At 46.6% G+C, this 18,603-nt stretch carries 13 protein-coding genes; 11 read left to right on the top strand and 2 right to left on the bottom strand.

Annotated elements, in window-relative coordinates; translation table 11 throughout:
* Positions 1-31 precede the first annotated feature (31 nt).
* Positions 32-1,465: an aldehyde dehydrogenase gene (gene aldA, locus HRM2_RS01795; protein ID WP_012662733.1), complete on the top strand. Its 1,434-nt coding sequence runs from the start codon at positions 32-34 to the stop codon at positions 1,463-1,465.
* Between the two features lie 85 nt (positions 1,466-1,550).
* On the opposite strand, the gene HRM2_RS01790 is transcribed toward aldA, so the two are convergent.
* The gene (locus HRM2_RS01790; RefSeq protein ID WP_012662732.1) at positions 1,551-3,173 is read right to left on the bottom strand and encodes a glycosyl hydrolase family 28-related protein; all 1,623 of its coding nucleotides are present in this window, start codon (positions 3,171-3,173) and stop codon (positions 1,551-1,553) included.
* A gap of 357 nt (positions 3,174-3,530) precedes the next feature.
* On the opposite strand from HRM2_RS01790, the gene HRM2_RS01785 reads away from it, so the two are divergent.
* The 6 genes from HRM2_RS01785 to HRM2_RS01760 all read left to right on the top strand — a co-directional run bounded on the left by HRM2_RS01785 (position 3,531) and on the right by HRM2_RS01760 (position 10,585).
* Positions 3,531-5,102, top strand: a complete 1,572-nt coding sequence (locus HRM2_RS01785) for an MBOAT family O-acyltransferase (RefSeq protein WP_012662731.1) — start codon at positions 3,531-3,533, stop codon at positions 5,100-5,102.
* Between the two features lie 226 nt (positions 5,103-5,328).
* Positions 5,329-6,261, top strand: a complete 933-nt coding sequence (locus HRM2_RS01775) for a hypothetical protein (RefSeq protein ID WP_232364170.1) — start codon at positions 5,329-5,331, stop codon at positions 6,259-6,261.
* Between the two features lie 296 nt (positions 6,262-6,557).
* The gene (locus tag HRM2_RS27485) at positions 6,558-6,800 is read left to right on the top strand and encodes a hypothetical protein (RefSeq protein WP_232364169.1); all 243 of its coding nucleotides are present in this window, start codon (positions 6,558-6,560) and stop codon (positions 6,798-6,800) included.
* 80 nt (positions 6,801-6,880) lie between these two features.
* Positions 6,881-8,530: a hybrid sensor histidine kinase/response regulator gene (locus tag HRM2_RS01770; protein ID WP_012662729.1), complete on the top strand. Its 1,650-nt coding sequence runs from the start codon at positions 6,881-6,883 to the stop codon at positions 8,528-8,530.
* 267 nt (positions 8,531-8,797) lie between these two features.
* Positions 8,798-9,448, top strand: a complete 651-nt coding sequence (locus tag HRM2_RS01765) for a class I SAM-dependent methyltransferase (RefSeq protein ID WP_012662728.1) — start codon at positions 8,798-8,800, stop codon at positions 9,446-9,448.
* Between the two features lie 12 nt (positions 9,449-9,460).
* Positions 9,461-10,585 carry an oxidoreductase gene (locus tag HRM2_RS01760; RefSeq protein WP_012662727.1) on the top strand — a complete coding sequence of 375 codons (1,125 nt, stop codon included), beginning with the start codon at positions 9,461-9,463 and terminating at the stop codon, positions 10,583-10,585.
* Positions 10,586-10,670: 85 nt separating this feature from the next.
* On the opposite strand, the gene HRM2_RS24870 is transcribed toward HRM2_RS01760, so the two are convergent.
* Positions 10,671-12,302 carry an Lcl C-terminal domain-containing protein gene (locus HRM2_RS24870; protein ID WP_012662726.1) on the bottom strand — a complete coding sequence of 544 codons (1,632 nt, stop codon included), beginning with the start codon at positions 12,300-12,302 and terminating at the stop codon, positions 10,671-10,673.
* Between the two features lie 238 nt (positions 12,303-12,540).
* Here HRM2_RS24870 and HRM2_RS01750 point away from each other — a divergent pair, with 238 nt between their 5' ends.
* The 4 genes from HRM2_RS01750 (at position 12,541) to HRM2_RS24865 (ending at position 18,571) form a co-directional block, all read left to right on the top strand.
* Positions 12,541-13,947 (top strand): ethanolamine ammonia-lyase subunit EutB, encoded by a 1,407-nt coding sequence (locus tag HRM2_RS01750; RefSeq protein WP_012662725.1) that lies wholly within the window; start codon positions 12,541-12,543, stop codon positions 13,945-13,947.
* The gene (gene eutC, locus HRM2_RS01745; RefSeq protein ID WP_012662724.1) at positions 13,944-14,702 is read left to right on the top strand and encodes an ethanolamine ammonia-lyase subunit EutC; all 759 of its coding nucleotides are present in this window, start codon (positions 13,944-13,946) and stop codon (positions 14,700-14,702) included. The genes HRM2_RS01750 and eutC overlap by 4 nt, the downstream gene beginning before the upstream one ends.
* Before the next feature lie 790 nt (positions 14,703-15,492).
* Entirely contained in the window at positions 15,493-16,668 is a 1,176-nt protein-coding gene (locus HRM2_RS01735; RefSeq protein WP_012662722.1) for a branched-chain amino acid ABC transporter substrate-binding protein, read from the top strand.
* A 100-nt stretch (positions 16,669-16,768) separates the two neighbouring features.
* Positions 16,769-18,571, top strand: coding sequence for a sensor domain-containing diguanylate cyclase (locus tag HRM2_RS24865; RefSeq protein ID WP_012662721.1), 1,803 nt, complete (start codon positions 16,769-16,771; stop codon positions 18,569-18,571).
* Positions 18,572-18,603 lie beyond the last annotated feature (32 nt).

Below are 18,603 nucleotides of genomic sequence, written 5' to 3'. Positions count from 1 at the left end.
CACTGTTATTCAATTCAATGGGGAGGTAGCAATGAAAGAGTATCTGCAATTTATAAATGGTGGGTTAGTCAAGTCGCACGCAAGCGACATGATTGAAGTGGAGAACCCATATACAAGAAAAACCATGGCTCTTGCACCCCAGGGTGATGAGATTGATGCCCATCAAGCCCTGGAAGCTGCACAAAAGGCCCAGGAAAGTTGGGCTGCCGAACCTGCTGCGGCAAGGGCCTCATTTTTAAAAAAAATGGCAACGGTTATCCGGGAAAACAGAATTCAACTTGCTCAGACTCTTGCTAGTGAACAGGCAAAAATCTTACCTCTTGCCCAGGTTGAAGTCGATTTTACTGCAGATTACTTTGATTACTATGCTGGCTGGGCAAGGATTTATGAAGGTGAAGTTATACAGAGTGATCGCCCCAAGGAAAACATTCTTCTGTTTCGCCAACCTATCGGAGTTGTCGTGGGAATTTGTCCCTGGAACTTCCCTCTTTTTGTTATGGCCCGTAAAGTTGCCCCTGCACTTCTCACAGGAAATACCATAGTCATTAAGCCAAGCAGTGAAACCCCCGCCACAACTTTGGCATTTGCAGAACTTGCTGCAGGTCTTGATATTCCACCGGGTGTGCTGAACATCATTTCCGGAAGGGGTGCGACTCTTGGTGAAACCCTGGTGCGTAGCCCGATTACCGGAATGGTTACACTGACAGGAAGTGTTGGCGCAGGAAGCAAAATCATTGCCGCGAGTGCTGAAAACATAACAAAATGTTCACTGGAACTCGGTGGCAAAGCTCCAGCAATCGTCTGTTCCGATGCGGATATAGATCTGGCTGTCAAAGCGGTTGTAGCCTCACGGGTCATCTTCAGCGGACAGGTATGTAATTGTGCTGAACGCGTGTATGTCCAACAGAATATAGCTGAAGAATTCACGACCAAGCTGGTGGCAGCAATGAAGGCTGTTACCTACGATGATCCTTTTGCAGATCCTGCTCCGGATATGAGTAGTCAGGTAAGTCTTGATCAATTAACAAAGATTGAGGCAATGGTTGAGCGTGCAAAACAAAGTGGTGCAGAAGTTCTCTGTGGTGGGAAAAAAGCTGACAAAGATACAGGTTACTTTTTCGAACCAACAATTCTTGGTGGATGTAGCCAGGATTCAGAAATTGTACAGCAAGAGGTTTTTGGACCAGTCCTTCCGGTACTGACTTTTTCTGATCTTGATGAAGCTATCAATCTGGCAAACGATTGTGAATATGGTCTAACCTCCTCAATCTATACTGGCAATATCGGACAAGCATTTGAGGCTATTAATCGTCTCAAATTTGGAGAAACATATGTGAACAGAGAAAATTTTGAGGCAATGCAAGGTTTTCATGCCGGCTGGCGTAAATCTGGCATAGGCGGTGCGGATGGTAAGCATGGCCTGTACGAATACTTACAAACCCATGTGGCCTATATACAGCGCTAATAAAACACGACAATCTCGGGACTCCTCCCCTTGGGAGGAGTCCTGTTTTTCTAAAAACATACACCAGAAAAATAGAAATTAACGCCTATTTTTTTTTAAAACGCCAATGGTACTGCGCTTTATAAAGAGAGGGAATCCCAAGGTTCCTGATGTTCATCCCCTCAACAACCATCCATTTATTGTGTTGATCCGAAGATAGCCCCCCCATTGTCACCTTCTGATCTCCCCTGCGGGTAAGCCCAATGAAGAAACCCTGGGGCTGATATTCATACATGGTGGCAGGAGTGCCAGAGGATGTGTTGACATAATCATAGGTTCGCATGAATTCATCTTTACGTTCACAACTGTAACAACTCATATTCTTTGGAGCCTCAATGTTCCAGAAGACATTGCGAACACCGGCATGGGGCATGACGCTTGTATCTCCACCCGGACAGACATAGAAACCGCACATGTTATCAAACAGGTTTTCGTATGGAAAGAGGCCATGAAAATCAATAACCGCATCCGTGCTGTTATTGGCATCCCTTCCATCATAGTGGGTCTCACAATCTGTTATGACATTACCCGATGCAAAATTTTTCAATGAGACAGGATGAACCAGCCTTGCAAAAAAGTCAGCACGCTCCACAAGAATGCCATGGCTTTGGGCAATGGTTACTCCGGCATGACCGTCAAACCCTTCAAATGAAAGATCTCTGGCTGTAATGGAGGCGCACTTGCTGAAAATGATCCCCTGGGTTAAATTTTTAAAGGTTACATTGCGTATCCATCCATCACTTGCAAAACTGGACCAGATACCACCCCAGAGATAGTCCTGCTCCATGGCTGTTCTGACGATCTTGCCATCTTCTCCGATATTGGGTTTATGGTGACGGTAACCACCGGGCCAACTGCTCTCAATTGTCAGATTTTCAATTCCCACCCCTTCAACCCCGTCAAACGAGAGGATGCGTGGTGAGTATCGCAGGAACTGATTAAACCTTGCAGGCTCTGAAAAGACGATTGTCTTTTTATCAATAACCTTGTCAATCTTGGTAATCCAGGTGATTTTTTTAGAATATTTTCCAAATGTGTCGGTCTGCTCTTTGACTAACTTCAGGGGGTGGGTCAATTGCAATGGAATATCTGCTTTATCCGGAAGCGGATTTTCAGGGTCAATGAGTGGATCAGTAAATTCAACGACCACTGTCTGGCCAGGGGTGAGGGATGAACTGTCCAACACTTCAACCGTCTTTTGCCCCCGCAGCACCGTTTGTGTATAACGGGTAAGTTCACGGCTATGTTCTGACCCTATGACAGCCACACAGGTCCAGTGGCGCCCCTCCTGTTCTGCAGGTACCGTTCCAAGTCTACGAATGCGGCCGACAAATCCCGGGGAGCCGAAATGAAGGATCGTTTCTGATGGCGCTGCTAGTTCGGAAACGCCCACCTTTGTGGATGGCTGATGTCCCTCCCCCCTGAGGATTATATTGTCATGGGAAATCTGAAGAAATCCATTTTCCGGTTTCTGGTGAACCTCATAACGCCCCTTGGGCAGAAAGACCACCCCGCCTCCGGCAAAACCAGCTGCATCAATTGCCGACTGAATCGCAGCCGTGTCATCATTCCCATCATCTGGAACAGCCCCGAATAAAGAAGCTGTAACATCAAACAGATGCCCCTCAATAACCGTCGCCTGAATGTCTGGAACCGGTTCATTGCCCATCTGATAACCTGCACAGGAAAAATCGGGCAAATTGTTTTTTACAGGGCCACTCTCCATAAATTGCCGCCATACACCGGGAATCCATTCTGTCGCCTGTACCAGCGTATATGAAGAAAAGATAAAAATGACGCAAAAAATAACCACTGCAAGAAATAATGCATATATTTTGGAATCTGCAGTCTTTAATTGTTGAGATATAATTTTCACAAAACCGTCCTTCAGATAAAAAAGTTTATCAGTATGATCAAATTGATGTATTATCACCTCAACTTTCGGACTTCAACTTTGATGATCGAAGTCACCCATTGGATTTCAACCCGTTAATCAGTATAAACCAAGATTGAGACAAATTGCCAGATGCTGTTTAATTCATTATCATTTGCCCTGTTCTTTCTGCTGGTGACAGGCTTCCACTTTACGCTGCCGCACCGTTTCCAGTGGATACTTATGCTGGCCGCAAGTTATTATTTCTACATGTGCTGGAGCGTGGGGTATATTCTGCTTATCCTCACATCCACCCTGATCACATGGTACTGCGCCTTGCAGATAGCAAGGATACCCACCACGGTTAACCCTACATCAGGCAATGGGCCACCGGACAAAGAAACATCACAAAACAGGTCATCGGACAAGAAAAAAGTCTTTTTGATCATCAGCCTCATTGCCAATCTTGGTGCACTCTTTTTCTTTAAATATTACAACTTTTTTACCACATCTCTTTTTGAAGTTTCAGCCCGTTTTAATCTGTTTCAGGGCCATGATGCACCGCTGCTACACCTGATGATGCCGGTGGGGATATCTTTCTATACCTTCCAGATAGTCAGCTACACAATTGATGTATCTAAGGGGAAAATACCTGCCGAAAAACATCTCGGCATATTTGCCCTTTATGTGGCCTTCTGGCCAAGGCTGGTGGCAGGACCCATTGAGAGGGCAGGCAGACTGATACCCCAGTTCAGGAAGGGACAGTCCTTTGATTACACAAAAGCAACTGACGGTCTTCGCCTGGTACTGTGGGGAATGATCAAAAAGGTTGTAATTGCTGACCAGCTTGCCATCTATGTCAATCAGGTCTTTGACCATTGCGGGGAGTATTCGGGGGCCCCGCTGATTATTGCATCCATCTTCTTTACCATCCAGATTTACTGTGATTTTTCAGGATACTCTGATATGGCCATCGGCACGGCAAAAGTTATGGGATATGAATTGACCGAAAATTTCAGACATCCATATTTTGCAGCCTCTTTACGCGAATTCTGGCAAAGATGGCACATATCCCTTTCCACCTGGTTTCGAGATTATCTATATATTCCCATGGGCGGGAATCGCGTGAAGAGGTGGCGGTTTCATTACAATTTGTTTATTACCTTTCTGGTGAGCGGCCTGTGGCATGGCGCCAGTTGGAACTTTGTAATATGGGGAGGACTGCATGGTATATATCTGATTGTTGAAAACATACTCGAAGGCTTTTTCAGTAAATTTTCCAACAAAAAAACTATTTCATCTCCAGACCGGATGATGTCAACCATCAGACCCTCTGACACCACTGTGTCTGAAAAATCCATGATAGAGATTTTCATTTATAAGGGATTTCGTATTGCCAGCACCTTGTTTTTAGTCAATTATGCATGGATTTTCTTCAGGGCCAACACATTATCCGATGCTTTTTCCATCACAGGAAAAATGTTTCTGGCAGGGGGGGAAAATCCTGTAGCCCCGGTTGTAGAACCATCAGCATTGATACTCAATATTGTTCTGGTACTGTTTCTTTTTTTTGTGGAAATCGGGGAACAGATGGTACGTATTGAGCAGTTCTGGAAGTTGCTTCCATTGGCTGGGAGATGGTCCGTTTATATTCTGGGATTCTGGGCAATTGCGATTTCAACTGTTTTTGGCGTAAAGCAGAATTTCATATATTTTCAATTTTAAGGGGCTCAAATGTAAATAATTCCACAAATATGGTGCAGGATTTCAGCTCGTATTCAAGGCGTATCAAAGGGAGCATATTGAAATATCTGCCCTTTGATGCAACGCAGAAGACGAGCTGCAAGACAAGCAAGATTGAGGAATTATTTATTTTTGAGTCCCTGACAGCAGGGAAAATACGTCGCATATGCAATCTAAAAAATTTATATTTAAAATTGTAATATTCTCTGTGCTGAATCTGGCTGTTATGGTGGGCCTGCTCTCTTTCTTTTCAGGCAGAAATAGGAATATCCATTTTAAGAACTGGGAAACAGAATCAAACCTCCTGGTGACAGGAGAAAATGAACATTATGATGTGGCACTTCTTGGCACCTCAAGAGGGCGCGTATTCTCACGGGATTCCAATCATCTCACAATGGAAAATATTCTTGAAAAAAAAGTGATCAATCTCTCCAAAGGAGGCGGCGGCGGGGTGATGCCGGCAAAGGTTCACCTTGACCATTTTTACAGCAGGGGAAACCGGGTGGATCACATTATCTATTTTGTGGACCCCTGGATCTTTTTTTGTCCCATCAACAATGAAAACAACACTTTTTTCTTGCGGGATGAACCCTTTGAGCTTTCCATCCTAGGGGATCTTATTCTAAACCGGTTCCCGTCACAACGAATCATTTCATATCTTCAGATGATTGCTGTGGATGACTGGAAGCGCATAAGCCAGTACGGTTCACCCGGTCTTGACCAGCTGACACTTAAGGCCATTGATCCTGTTAAACTTGAGGAGGCAAGGAATCATTATCTTGGGCTCTACGACTATAGGAAATTTAATAATTACAGTGGATTTATAACTAGAATCAATAAAGTTGCAAAACAACACAAAAGCAAGATCACCTATGTACTGCTTCCTATTCTAATGAAGGATTTTCCAGGTGCAGGACAGGTGGATGAGAAGCTCAAAGAGATAAGCCGTAAGGAGGGAGTCGGGTATTTCAACCTGATTGATAAAATGCATGACAGACACTTTTTTTATGACCATATGCATTTTAACAGCAATGGGGTTGCCCATTTTACTGAGACGTATATGAGATCGATTCTGAAACAGATTCCATATAACCGGCACGGCCGGAGCGAGGTATTTGCTCTCGGCCACAACGAAGCATGAAACACGATGATACAGGGGAGGCGATAGTACCATTCCACCCCCTTTGGTTACCCTGACCGGAACGGTAAACGTCGGGGGGATTTCTGCCCTTCCAGACTAAAGCGCAGGAACTGCGGGCTAAAGTCCTCAAACAGCCTGCGCTTCTTAACGCCTGGAAGGGCAAAAATCCTATCCCCTTTGGTTTACAATGTTCCGATCAGGGAAACCAAAGAGGGCTCGAAAGTCGAGACTTTCACAATGATGTTTCGACATGAGTTTCTTATAAAACCTACATGTCCTGGTGGACACAACGAAGCATGAAACTCGACAGTAGTAGGCCGGTGGGAACGGGTGTTGCCCTGAACGGGTTAAATGGCAACGGTGGACACGAGGTCCAAGGAGTTGCCATTTCCCTCGGAGCAGGCCATGGACGGCCTGCGAGAATGAGTGAAGGGCAACACCCGTTTCCGGCGGTCGGTCGAAGCGAGTTTCTTATAAACCGGCATGGCCGGAGCGAGGTATGGCTCCGGCCTCAACGAATTTTGAAACGCCGTCATTGATAATTCTTTGGCGAGAGTTTCATATAAACATTTAAATTTGTTATTGTTCAGTTAAAATTTAACAATCAATGAGGTTTTATATGGCTGACAAACCGACATCCAAAGAATTAGAGTTAAAAATAAAACGGTTAGAGAAAAGAATAATTGCTCTTGAGAAATCCGAAGCATCATTAAAGGAAAACAGTTCCAAATTTCGGCGACTCTACGAGAACTTTCCTCTTCCATCTCAATCTTTAAATGCAAATGGATATTTTATTGAGGTAAATCCTGCTTGGCTTAATCTTCTTGGATATTCCCTTGAAGAAGTTATCGGAAAACCATTTAGCGATTTTTTACACCCAGACTGGAAGAAGCATTTTAAAGAACATTTTCCTATCCTAAAAAGGATCGGAGAAGTATTAGGCGTTGAGTTCGAAATGGTCAAAAAAGATGGTTCGTTAATACTTGTTTCATTGAACGGAAATATCAGCAAAGATGAATACGGAAAAGTGCAACAAACGCATTGTGTCTTTCAGGACATCACCGAACAGAAACAAAACGAAGACAAAATAAAAAAAATCACGGCTCAACTCCAGCAGTCACATAAGATGGAAGCCATTGGAATCCTTGCCGGCGGTATAGCCCATGATTTTAACAATATTCTTTTCCCCATTTTCGGTTACACTCAAATGTTAATAGACGACATCCCTGAAGACAGTCCATTTCGAAGTAGTCTTGATGAAATTCTTGCAGCAGGTATGAGGGCCAGGGATCTGGTGAAACAGATCCTGACATTTTCCCGCCAGGGAAGTGGTGATTTACAACCGGTACAGATGCAACTTATTGTCATTGAGGCGTTGAAACTGATCCGGTCTTCAATTCCAAAATCAATTGAGATCAAACAAAACATCCAATCGGACTGTGGACTAATAAAAGCAGACCCGACTCAAATCCATCAAATAATAATGAACCTTGCAACCAATGCTTATCACGCCATGGAAGAAACAGGCGGAAAAATAGACATTAAACTTCAAGAGGTGACTCTGGGGGAGGATGCGTGGACAAACGAAAATCTTCAACCAGGGAAATATGTCCTGCTCACCATCACCGATAACGGTTGTGGAATTCCACAGTCACAATTGGATAAAATCTTTGAACCTTACTTCACGACCAAGAATAAGGACAAAGGAACGGGACTCGGACTATCCATAGTATATGGCATTGTCAAGAAGTACAAAGGAAATATTAAGGTTTACAGTGAGGTTGGTAAGGGAACAGCCGTCCATATTTATCTGCCTCTAATAGAAAAAATATCGTCACAAGAATCTACCAATATGATATCGGAAATAGCCCCAACTGGCATGGAAAGGATATTACTGGTTGACGATGAAATTCCTATCTTGAGCCTTCAAAAAAAATTGCTTGAGCGCCTTGGGTATAAAGTAACAGAAAGAAGCAGCAGCATGGAGGCCCTGAGGGTATTTGCGGCAAATCCAGGTGGTTTTGATCTGGTCGTTACAGATATGACCATGCCTGACATGACCGGCGACAACCTTGCTAAAAAATTGACATCCATGAGACCAGATATTCCAATCATCATCTGTACGGGCTTCAGCGAAAGGATGAATAAAGACCTTGCCCGAAAAATTGGTGTCAAGGGCTTTTTGATGAAACCGGTTATTAAATCGGTTATGGCAAAGGAAGTGAGAAGGGTTCTGGATGAAATAGATACCACCAAAAAACCATCTTAGAATTCTATTTAAAGAGCCCCATATGATGCGTCACAACCTTGCCAGATCAATCAGGCTGCCTCTGGTTTCAAGGTCATCGGAAAGGAACTTATCTTTAATCCCGGCCTTACCAACGGCCCTTTTCAAAAAGAATCATGGTCAGCTTCAAACCGGCATTGCCATTGAGCTGATTTGCAAATTCATATGAATACGTGTAAACTGTTATAATTGTGCAGCAGGTTCGATTCAAGATACAAAGCTGTGCATCACCCTGTAAATAGGCTTTTTATGGTTTCATTACGTGTCCGCTACCAGACGATTGACTTTGGTGATGTGGATATCCATGTAAGGACATTACGAGATAATCTTCAATACCTTGACATCGACGGTGTCGCTGAAAAATTAGGAATTTCATCGGCCGCATGGCCGATTTTCGGTGTAATATGGGCCTCCAGCGAGGTCCTGGCCCACCACATGCTCAATTATAATATTACCGGTAAACGGATACTGGAAGTGGGGTGCGGCATCGCATTGACCAGTCTGTTGCTCAACCATCGTTTGGCAGATATTACCGCCACGGACTATCATCCGGAAGTTGAATCCTTTCTTTTAAAAAATACGCTGTTGAATCATGGCAATGCAATCCCCTTTGTTCGCACGGGATGGGGCGACAAAGACAGCGGTTTGGGAAAGTTTGACCTGGTGATCGGCAGTGACCTTTTATACGAAAGAGCTCATACCAGCCTGCTGTCTCATTTCATAGAGCAGCATGCAAAACCAACATGTGATGTGATCCTGGTTGACCCTGGACGCGGTCATCATGCCAACTTCAGTAAAAAAATGGTGGCGTTGGGCTATTCACACACCCAGTGTAAACCCGCCAGTTCAACCTATCTGGACCACCCTTTTAAGGGGCAGATTCTAAGTTATCATCGATAAAGGAGGAAATGCATGTATAATCACCTGTTTTCTGAAATGACCATAAAGGGCCTGACCTTGAAAAATCGTCTGACCATGGCGCCACTTTATCTGGGCTACGCGGGTGAGGGTGGCACGGTCAGTGACATGCTGCTTGAACATTACCGACTCATGGCCACAAGTGGTGTGGCCATGGTGGTGGTTGAAAATGCCACAGTTGATCATCCCCGGGGCAGTGGTTCCAACCGTACCCTGCGGGCAGACACCGATGACAACCTGGACGGATTGAAACGCCTGGCTACAGCGATTAAAGACGAGGGAGCCCTGGCCTGTCTGCAGATTAATCATGCCGGACGATTTGCCCATGCAACGCAAAATCCGGTAGCACCTTCTGCAGTCAAGACTTTCGAACGGATGCCCATGGCTCTGAACAGTGACGAGATTGCATCAATCATCATCAAATATGCCGACGCTGGGGCCAGGGCAAAAGCTGCTGGATTTGACATGATCGAACTGCATGGGGGAACCGGTTACCTGCTGGCTCAATTTCTCTCCCCCAGGACCAACCATCGCAGTGATGAATATGGGGGGAGTCTGGAAAATCGCGGACGTTTTGCCCTGGAGGTGCTGGCCCAGGTCAAAAAATCGGTGGAAGAAATGCCTGTGGGGTATCGTTTTTTAGCGGACGAATGGATGCCCGATGGCTTGAAACCCAGAGAATCACGACATTTTGCTGTAAACTTGGCCACGGCGGGCATTGATTATATTTCAGTCATGGGCGGCACCTATGAATCCTTTCTCCTGCCCGACATTCTGGAAAAATCCAGACACGAGGGATATATGCTGGACCTGGCTGCTGAAATCCGGGCAGCCGTTGATGTGCCGGTAATTGCTGCCGGCCGTTTTGCCACCGGTGCTTTTGCCGACCAGGCCATCCGCGACGGAAAAACAGACCTGATCGGTCTGGCGCGTGTACTATGGGCGGATCCGCAATGGCCCCAGAAAGTTCAACATGGCCGGGAGGCAGATATCGTTCATTGTGATCCGGATTGTTTAAACGGTGGTGCCTGCATGCAGATGGTCATGAAAGGCCGGCCTGCATTCTGTGTGGAGTGGCCTGCTGAGAAAATGAAAGCCTGGAAGGCAAAATTTGTTTGAGCGGTATGCTGTAATTTTATTAGATTCCGCCCTATCCTTGTCAGTAGACCAGATAGGGCGGTTGTGCCCATCCCTTTTTCTAATCTCAAGACATCGGCGATGCCATTTCCTGCACGCCCAGAAAAATGCTCATAAGAATCATGGCCTCGTCCGTTTGAATGCTCAAATCACTTGCCAGGACCTCAGGTGATGGTGGCGGGTTTCCCAAAATAAATTCCAGATCCGTTGCGGTGATGAAAATCCCCAGACTGGACAAATAATCGACACCTGCATCAAAATCCAGTACTGGCTGACCACCAGTGACCATTCCCATAACATCTGATGTGCCTGTTCCGAAATTCATACTCATCTCCATGGCATCGGATTCCATGCACACATCTTCACCGCTGAACTGCATCAGAGAATAAAGCTCTTTAAGGGAGGGCAGTCGCCAGTCGGTATATCCACCGGTGGTGCAGTTGCCGGCATTTGCAACGGCTTGATCAAAGGTGTATTTGTCATCCGAGGAAATAGAACCATCTCCGTTTGTGTCCGGTGTTTTCTGCCACATGAGACCCGTATTGTTGTCTGTCACTGTACCATCGCCATTATCGGTATAACTGGCCTTAACACCTTGGTAATTGGCATCCTGTCCAAAAAACTCTTCACCTTCAGCAGGTGCATTGATTTCAGAAAAATTATCCCAGAAAGTGGTCTGATTGGTATCCACAATAACATAGGTGGGATTGGTTACAGTGGTGTCATAGCGAACCGGACGAACATAATTGTAAACATAAACGGCATCCCCCTGGGGACCATGGCCGTTGGAATAATCTGTGCCATCATCAAATTTGGGATCGCTTCGCTGGCAACCTGCCCCGTGAACATCTGTCCAGGTAGTGCCACCCATATTGCCAAGGGCGCGCCCAAACGCCACATAAGCGCCCCAGGCCCCATTACCATCAGAGGCTTTATGGGTGGTTGATGACCAGAAAAAGCCCCAGTCTTCATCGCCGTTATAATTGGTAAAAGAGGTGATGTTAAAAAAATCGGTGTCAATGGCAGGGTCTGGTGTAAAAGGCGTGGTTGCATCGGTTGCATCCGGCATTCGGGTATAATCCACAATGCTCTGGAGTTCTTTGGCATTGGGCAGGCGCCAGTCAGAGTAGCCTGCATGGGTTAAATCTTCACAATAGTTCAGGGCATCCTGCCATTCCATGCCATAGCCGCTGTCATCCTTCATCCACATGAGGCCGGTGGCAAGATCTGTGACCGTGCCGTCGCGATTGTCTCTGAAATTATTCACACCATAGGATTGGGATGTGGTATCCCGGACATAGATCACCAGAAACGTTTTGTCACGACCGGCAAGCCCAAGGTCATACCCCTTGATTCTGCCATCGGCAAAGTTGACCCCAAAAGAATTGCCCGGGTCTGTGCCGGTCTCGTCCATATTATAATAGGCATCCGCAAGATACTGGGAATCAATGAGTCTTTCACCGGCTTGTGTATCTCCATAGGCAAAATCAAAATAATCAGTATCAATAAACGGCACATGGGACAGGCTGATGCTGTCTGAAACAGTTATGGTATCATCGGTGTCAGTTGTGGCATCTGAAGTTGTCGTAGAGGTAGACGACGAGCCGTCATCGCTGGATGAATCATTGCACGCGGAAACGAACATCATTGCCATACAGACTATCATTATGATTAATAAATGGTTTAACTTTTGTTTCATGTCAATATTTTCTCCCTATGTTTTTAAGCACTGCAACGTTCAGGCATTGCATCTCAAGCTTTTATGGTGTTAGCATACTTAACTATCATATAAAAAAAGGGATATTATGGTTAAATTGTATGGAAAAACAGAGGTCCTTCAAAAAAAAACATCACCAGGTGCTTAGGGACTCGCAAATTTTATTATTTCCCAACCCACCTGGATTTCTGAGTCCCTAACTGCCAGGTCAGGAGATTAAATGAATCACACCATTCATGACAGATACCGATTTACCATCGGTCATCAAAGCTATGGCTTTTCTGATCTCAAGGCGCTTATGGCCAATGCAAGCCAGCTAAAATCAGGGGATGGCCTGGCAGGCTGTGCTGCCGATTCAGAAGAACAACGCATTGCTGCAAAATTTGCATTGGCAGACCTGCCGCTGGGTGTCTTTTTAAATGAAACCCTCATCCCCTATGAGACTGATGAGATCACCCGCCTGATTCTGGACACCCATGACGCTGAAGCGTTTTCCCCTGTCAGCAGCCTAACGGTCGGTGAATTTCGCAACTGGCTGCTCTCCTACGAGACCCAGGCAGACCAGATGAAAGCTGTTGCTCCTGGAATTACACCGGAAATGGCAGCTGCGGTTTCTAAAATCATGCGCAACCAGGATTTAATCCTGGTTGCTGGAAAGATTGAAACCGTCACCCGGTTCAGGACAACCATCGGTTTAAAAGGACATCTTTCAACCCGGCTCCAACCCAACCATCCCACGGACGATGCCAAAGGGGTGCTCGCGTCCATACTCGACGGTCTGCTCAACGGCATCGGCGATGCCGTCATAGGCATTAACCCGGCCTCTGATAACATTCAGACGGCAACCACCCTTTTACAATTGCTGGATGATCTGCGTCAACGCTATGCCATTCCGGTCCAATCCTGTATCCTCACCCACATCACCAATGCCATGGAGATGATGGCCCACAACAGCCCTGTGGATATCGTATTTCAATCCATTGCCGGCACCCAGGGCGCCAACGACAGCTTCGGCATTACCCTGGGTCTGCTCAAAGAGGCCAGGGATGCCGCCCTTTCCCTGAAAAGGGGCAGCATCGGCAACAATGTCATGTATTTTGAAACCGGACAGGGAAGTGCTCTTTCGGCCAATGCAAACCATGGCGTGGACCAGCAGACCCTTGAAGCCCGGGCCTATGCCGTTGCCAGACAGTATGACCCCCTGCTGGTAAACACCGTGGTCGGATTTATCGGTCCTGAGTATCTCTACGACGGCAAACAGATCATCCGGGCCGGTCTTGAGGATCATTTCTGTGGAAAGCTCCTCGGCCTGCCCATGGGGTGTGATATCTGCTACACCAATCACGCAGAGGCAGATCAAAATGACATGGACAACCTGCTGACACTCCTCGGCGTGGCAGGGGTAAATTTCATTATGGGTGTTCCCGGTGGAGACGATGTCATGCTCAACTATCAGAGCACCTCCTTCCACGATGCCAATTATCTGCGTCAGGTTCTGGGAGTGCGTTGTGCCCCTGAATTTGAGACCTGGTTACAGAAAATGGGGCTCCAGGATGAACAACACAGGCTTTCCCAGGACCACCGGCCCCCCCCCCTTCTGGATTGCCTCAAGGAATTGAAAGAATGAACAAATCATTAGAAACGTTAAAGAAATTAAACCGGTTCCAGGAACTCACCCCCGCCCGCATTGGATTGGAACGCGCCGGGTCGAGCATTGCAACCCAACAGATCCTCAACTTTGATCTGGACCACGCCCGGGCCCGGGATGCCGTGCATCTGCCCTTTGATGAACAGGAAATTGAAGCCCAGCTTAAAGCCCGGAAAACACCGTCTATAAAGGTTAAAAGCGCTGCCCCGAACCGAACCGTGTACCTGCAGCAACCGGATCTTGGACGTAAGCTGGATGATGCCTCAAGGCTGGCGTTAAAAGAGATACCCCACCCTGCCCCCCCGGGCTTTGATCTTGGCATTGTGATTGCGGACGGCCTGTCCACCCGTGCCATTCACAGCAACGCCATTGCCTTTCTGGACCAGTTCCTGTCCCAGTCATTCATCCGCGACCTGAGATGCGCGCCCGTGGTCATCGCCTCCCAGGCCCGCGTGGCCCTGGCAGATGAAATCGGAGAATGTCTCAATGTCCGGTTGAGCATCATACTCATCGGAGAACGCCCGGGCCTGAGTGCGTCCGACAGCATGGGCATATATCTTACCTACCACCCGAAAAAAGGACGGACCGATGCACAAAGAAACTGTATTTCCAATATCCGACAGGGCGGTTTAGATTATAAACAAGCAGCCAGGCAACTGAAGAATCTGGTATCGGGTGCCTTTAAGCTGGGCCTGTCCGGTGTACATCTGAAACAGACCAGTCAACTCAAATAGTCGTTATGACCTGGGATAAAAGATCATTTTCGTACAGAAGGATATAGAACATGACCTCTCTCGCCTCATTGTTTGACTCTGATATTATTTTTTTTACCCCGTTTATTTATGTTTTTTTCTATCTCTTCATGGAGAAAAATTTCAATCAACATCCCGTTGTCAAAAATCTGCTGAAGATCTTCACGGTTTTTTTTGGAATTTTTATGATTATCTACACCTGCACCACACCACCTGATTTCATGGTACTCATGCCGTCCCGCGGTGGGTGGTCAAAAAGTTATTTGTCGGCCTCTATTTTCCTGATAATTGTGGGTGCAGCAACAATGGCACTTCCGTTGTATAGCAAGTATATAAAGTTCTCCAACAGAAACGAATAGAGTACCAGTCACCGGTACGCTCTTTTATCTAACTGGTGATTATTCCGTCACATAATTAGTGTTTGAGCGGAAACTCACCCATCTGCAGCGTTGCTGTAAAATCCTGCCAAGTTATACGATTGGCCTCACGTACAATCGTCCGCTCCGGTTTCAAAACTTTTTGCGCCTTGCATATGGACAATTTTCCCCCAAACACGGGTTTTCGATCAGCCACTATTTGGCATCCATAAATAGGATCCCAACTTAAGGAATGTCAGCACCGCTGTTGAGCTTTTATTTTTTGTACTGCACTTGACAAGAAACAAGTTTCCATCTTATTTTATCATCATCATCATCATCATCATCAATTGAAGAGCCCTTTTTAGAATTCTTAAAAAGAATTATCTTTTTTATTACCCATGTGGAGTAGTCAAATGATCTTGTCAAAGAAAAAGTGGGAAAGTAAATCTGGCCGAAAGAATCGTTTTCGGGCTTATTGTCAGATTTCTCTGCTTTTTCTTGTAGTTATAGGTGCTATTTTAGCAGCAATTCCCCGACAGGCGAGTGCAGAAGACACGGTCACAATTGCTATTGCCGGCCCCATGGTCGGTAATAGTTTCTCAGTTGGAATTCAATACAACGTGGGTGTAACTGCAGCCGTCCAGACCCTGCCTGGTAGATTATTGCTGGGGAAAAAGGTAAGTATTATAACCTACGATGACAAATGCAGTATTCCGGTTGCTGAGAAGGTCGCCCAGGATTTAGTCCTGAAACCTCCGGCAGTGGTCATCGGCCATTCGTGTTCCATGGCGACGATTGAAGCTGCACCTATCTATGCGCACCACAATGTGCTGCAAATAACGCCGGCATCCACCAACCCCAAAATTACTGAGATGGGAATCGAAACAATTTTCCGAATGATTGGCAGGGATGATGTCCAGGGCGAAGTCGCTGCTGAACGAATCTCTATATACCACGCCGACAAAAAGGTCGGTATTTTTTACTTTCCTGGCGGTTATTCGGAGGGGCTTGCCCGAACTGCCATCAATGCCCTGGGAAAAAAGGGTATTAAACCAGTCTATGCAGGTATTGGAATTGCTTCTGCATCATCCTATGCAGAAAACATCCAAGACATTATTGATGCAGGAGTCGAAATTCTCTACCTGATAGGAGGAGGACTCGATAGCGGTGTGTTCATGCGCCAGGGAAGCCAAATGGATGCGCCGTTCCATGTCATCGGCAGTGATACTTTAGTTTCAAAGGTTTTTATAGAAACTGCAGGTTTAGCGGGTGAGGGAATTCCATTTACCTTTCCTCCTGAAGCTGCAGAGTTGTCTACTTCAAAGGTGGCTGTGGCTGCAATAAAACAATTGGGGCAGGAACCGGCCGGTTATACCCTGCTCGCCTATGCGGCCACCGAAACCTGGATTGAAGGTGTCCGGAGGGCTAAGTCCTTTGACGCGAACTTAGTGGCCTCAGCTATTCGCCAGGCGCCGATTGAAACGATCCTGGGCCGGATTTCCTTTGACACAAAGGGGGATATAAATACAACCTATCCGGCTTTTTCCTGGTATGTCTGGGAAAAGGGTAAACGTGTTTCACTGGATTAAACCGTTCGGTTCAAAGCTGCCCATGCAGGCCCGACAAGCGCCACATCCTTCTGCCTCCGGTTTAAGTATTCGGAGCAGCTTGCTGCTGGGATTCGGAGCCATGGCCTTAGTCATGTTACTGGCCACCTTGATTGCGCTGTTCAGCACAACCCAGGTCAGCAAGTCAATGGGTGTTATCCTTGACAAACGACTGCCGACAATGATGCAAACATTACGGGTGGCCAAGGCTGTGGACGCCCTTGCCGCAACTGGCGTTTCTATAGCATCAGTCAGAACCGAAGACGATCGGCAGGTCGCTTCCCAACGATTTGATAATGCCGTAGTTGAACTGGAACAATCGTTGAGTGGCCTTGACAGAATTCCCAAGGAAATGGATGATGTCCGACGCCTTGCCGCAGAGTTAACCGAGAACCTTCTAAGATTGAGTAACATGGCCGAGCAACGGGTTGATATGGTGCGGGAGCGTCAGTTCGGACATGAACGTCTGTCTGCCAACCTTCAAACGTTTAAACAGCATTTGACCTATCGAATCCGCATCATTGAGGGGGATAATGATGTAATTGGCCGGTTATTGTCACGGCCATCCCCACCTATAGACCAGATAATCGAGATGGCGCGAAGATCAGCGCATTGGGCTCCGGTCCAGCGTTTTTACACAGAGGTGGAGTCAATAACCGGACGCGGCCTTGCGGCCATCCAAGATCCAACCCTTACAGCCCTGGCGATTTCGCGACAAATCCTGAAAACCGCGCTCATCGAGGCTGGTATTACTTTCAAAAATCTTCCCTCCGAGATCAACTCCGACCTTGGCAGATCATTCACTGAACTCCAGAAGATCATTCTGGCAGAAACCGGCTTGCTGTCATTTCGGAGGCGTGAACTCATGCTTGGAATCAAAAGCCAAAATCTGATCAGTGAGAACCATCGGATAACCCGTCTTGTTGATGAAGCCACTTCTGGGCTGGTGCGCCGGGAGCTTTCCGTGATGTCCAATGCAGGCCAGTCAGCGGATGAAATACGGCAAAGGTACACGCTCATTCTACTCATTGTCACAGGTCTTGGGCTGCTGGCAATTGCATCCTTGATGTATTTTCATGTCATGCGCCATGTCATCCTGCGGTTGTCCTGGCTAAGCGAAGCCATGCAGTTTATCGCTGCAGGAAAACTTGACGCACCGCTGCCCCCAGCAGGTAACGACGAACTTGGACGTCTGGGCTTTGCAGTCCATCAATTTCGAAGAACAGCGATTGAGGCAGACCGACGGGAAGCTGATTTGCGCCTCAGCAACCAAAAAGTCGAGAAGATCTGCGTTGAACTTGAACAAAAAGCGCAAGAATTGGCGATAGTGAACAACAAACTTGCGGAACTTTCTGTAACGGATTTTTTGACCGGACTTGCAAACCGTCGTCATTTTGACGAGGTCCTTGGGACAGAATGGGCCAGGGCCGTGCGGACATTTCAACCTTTGACCCTGATTATGATTGATGTTGATCACTTTAAAAAATTTAACGACAGCTATGGACACCAGGCAGGAGACGAGTGCCTTAAAAAAGTGGCATCCGCTTTGGTGACCAATTTGTGCAGAGCAGGTGATTTCGTGGCTCGATACGGCGGGGAAGAATTCAGCATTATTTCTGCCGGAACTGACTTGGCCGGGGCCCGTGAATTGGCCGAGAAACTTCGACGGGCGGTTCAGGCAATGGCTTTGATGAATGAAGACAGTTTGTTTGGCATCATAACCATTAGCATAGGTATAGGTGTTTGCATTCCAGACAGGAAACAATCGGCAAGCGATTTAGTTTGCATCGCCGACAAGGCCCTTTATGAGGCTAAGACAAGAGGACGAAACCGAATCGAAGATTTCGGTGAGCCTCAAAAAAAGGGGTCGGACCAAACACAATAATCTAACCTCTTGTTAAAAGGGATAAAAGAATT

Source organism: Desulforapulum autotrophicum HRM2, from assembly GCF_000020365.1.
Taxonomy (GTDB): Bacteria; Desulfobacterota; Desulfobacteria; order Desulfobacterales; family Desulfobacteraceae; genus Desulforapulum; species Desulforapulum autotrophicum.
Note: the sequence above shows the minus strand (reverse complement) of the source record. Positions and strands in the feature narration are given on the sequence as shown.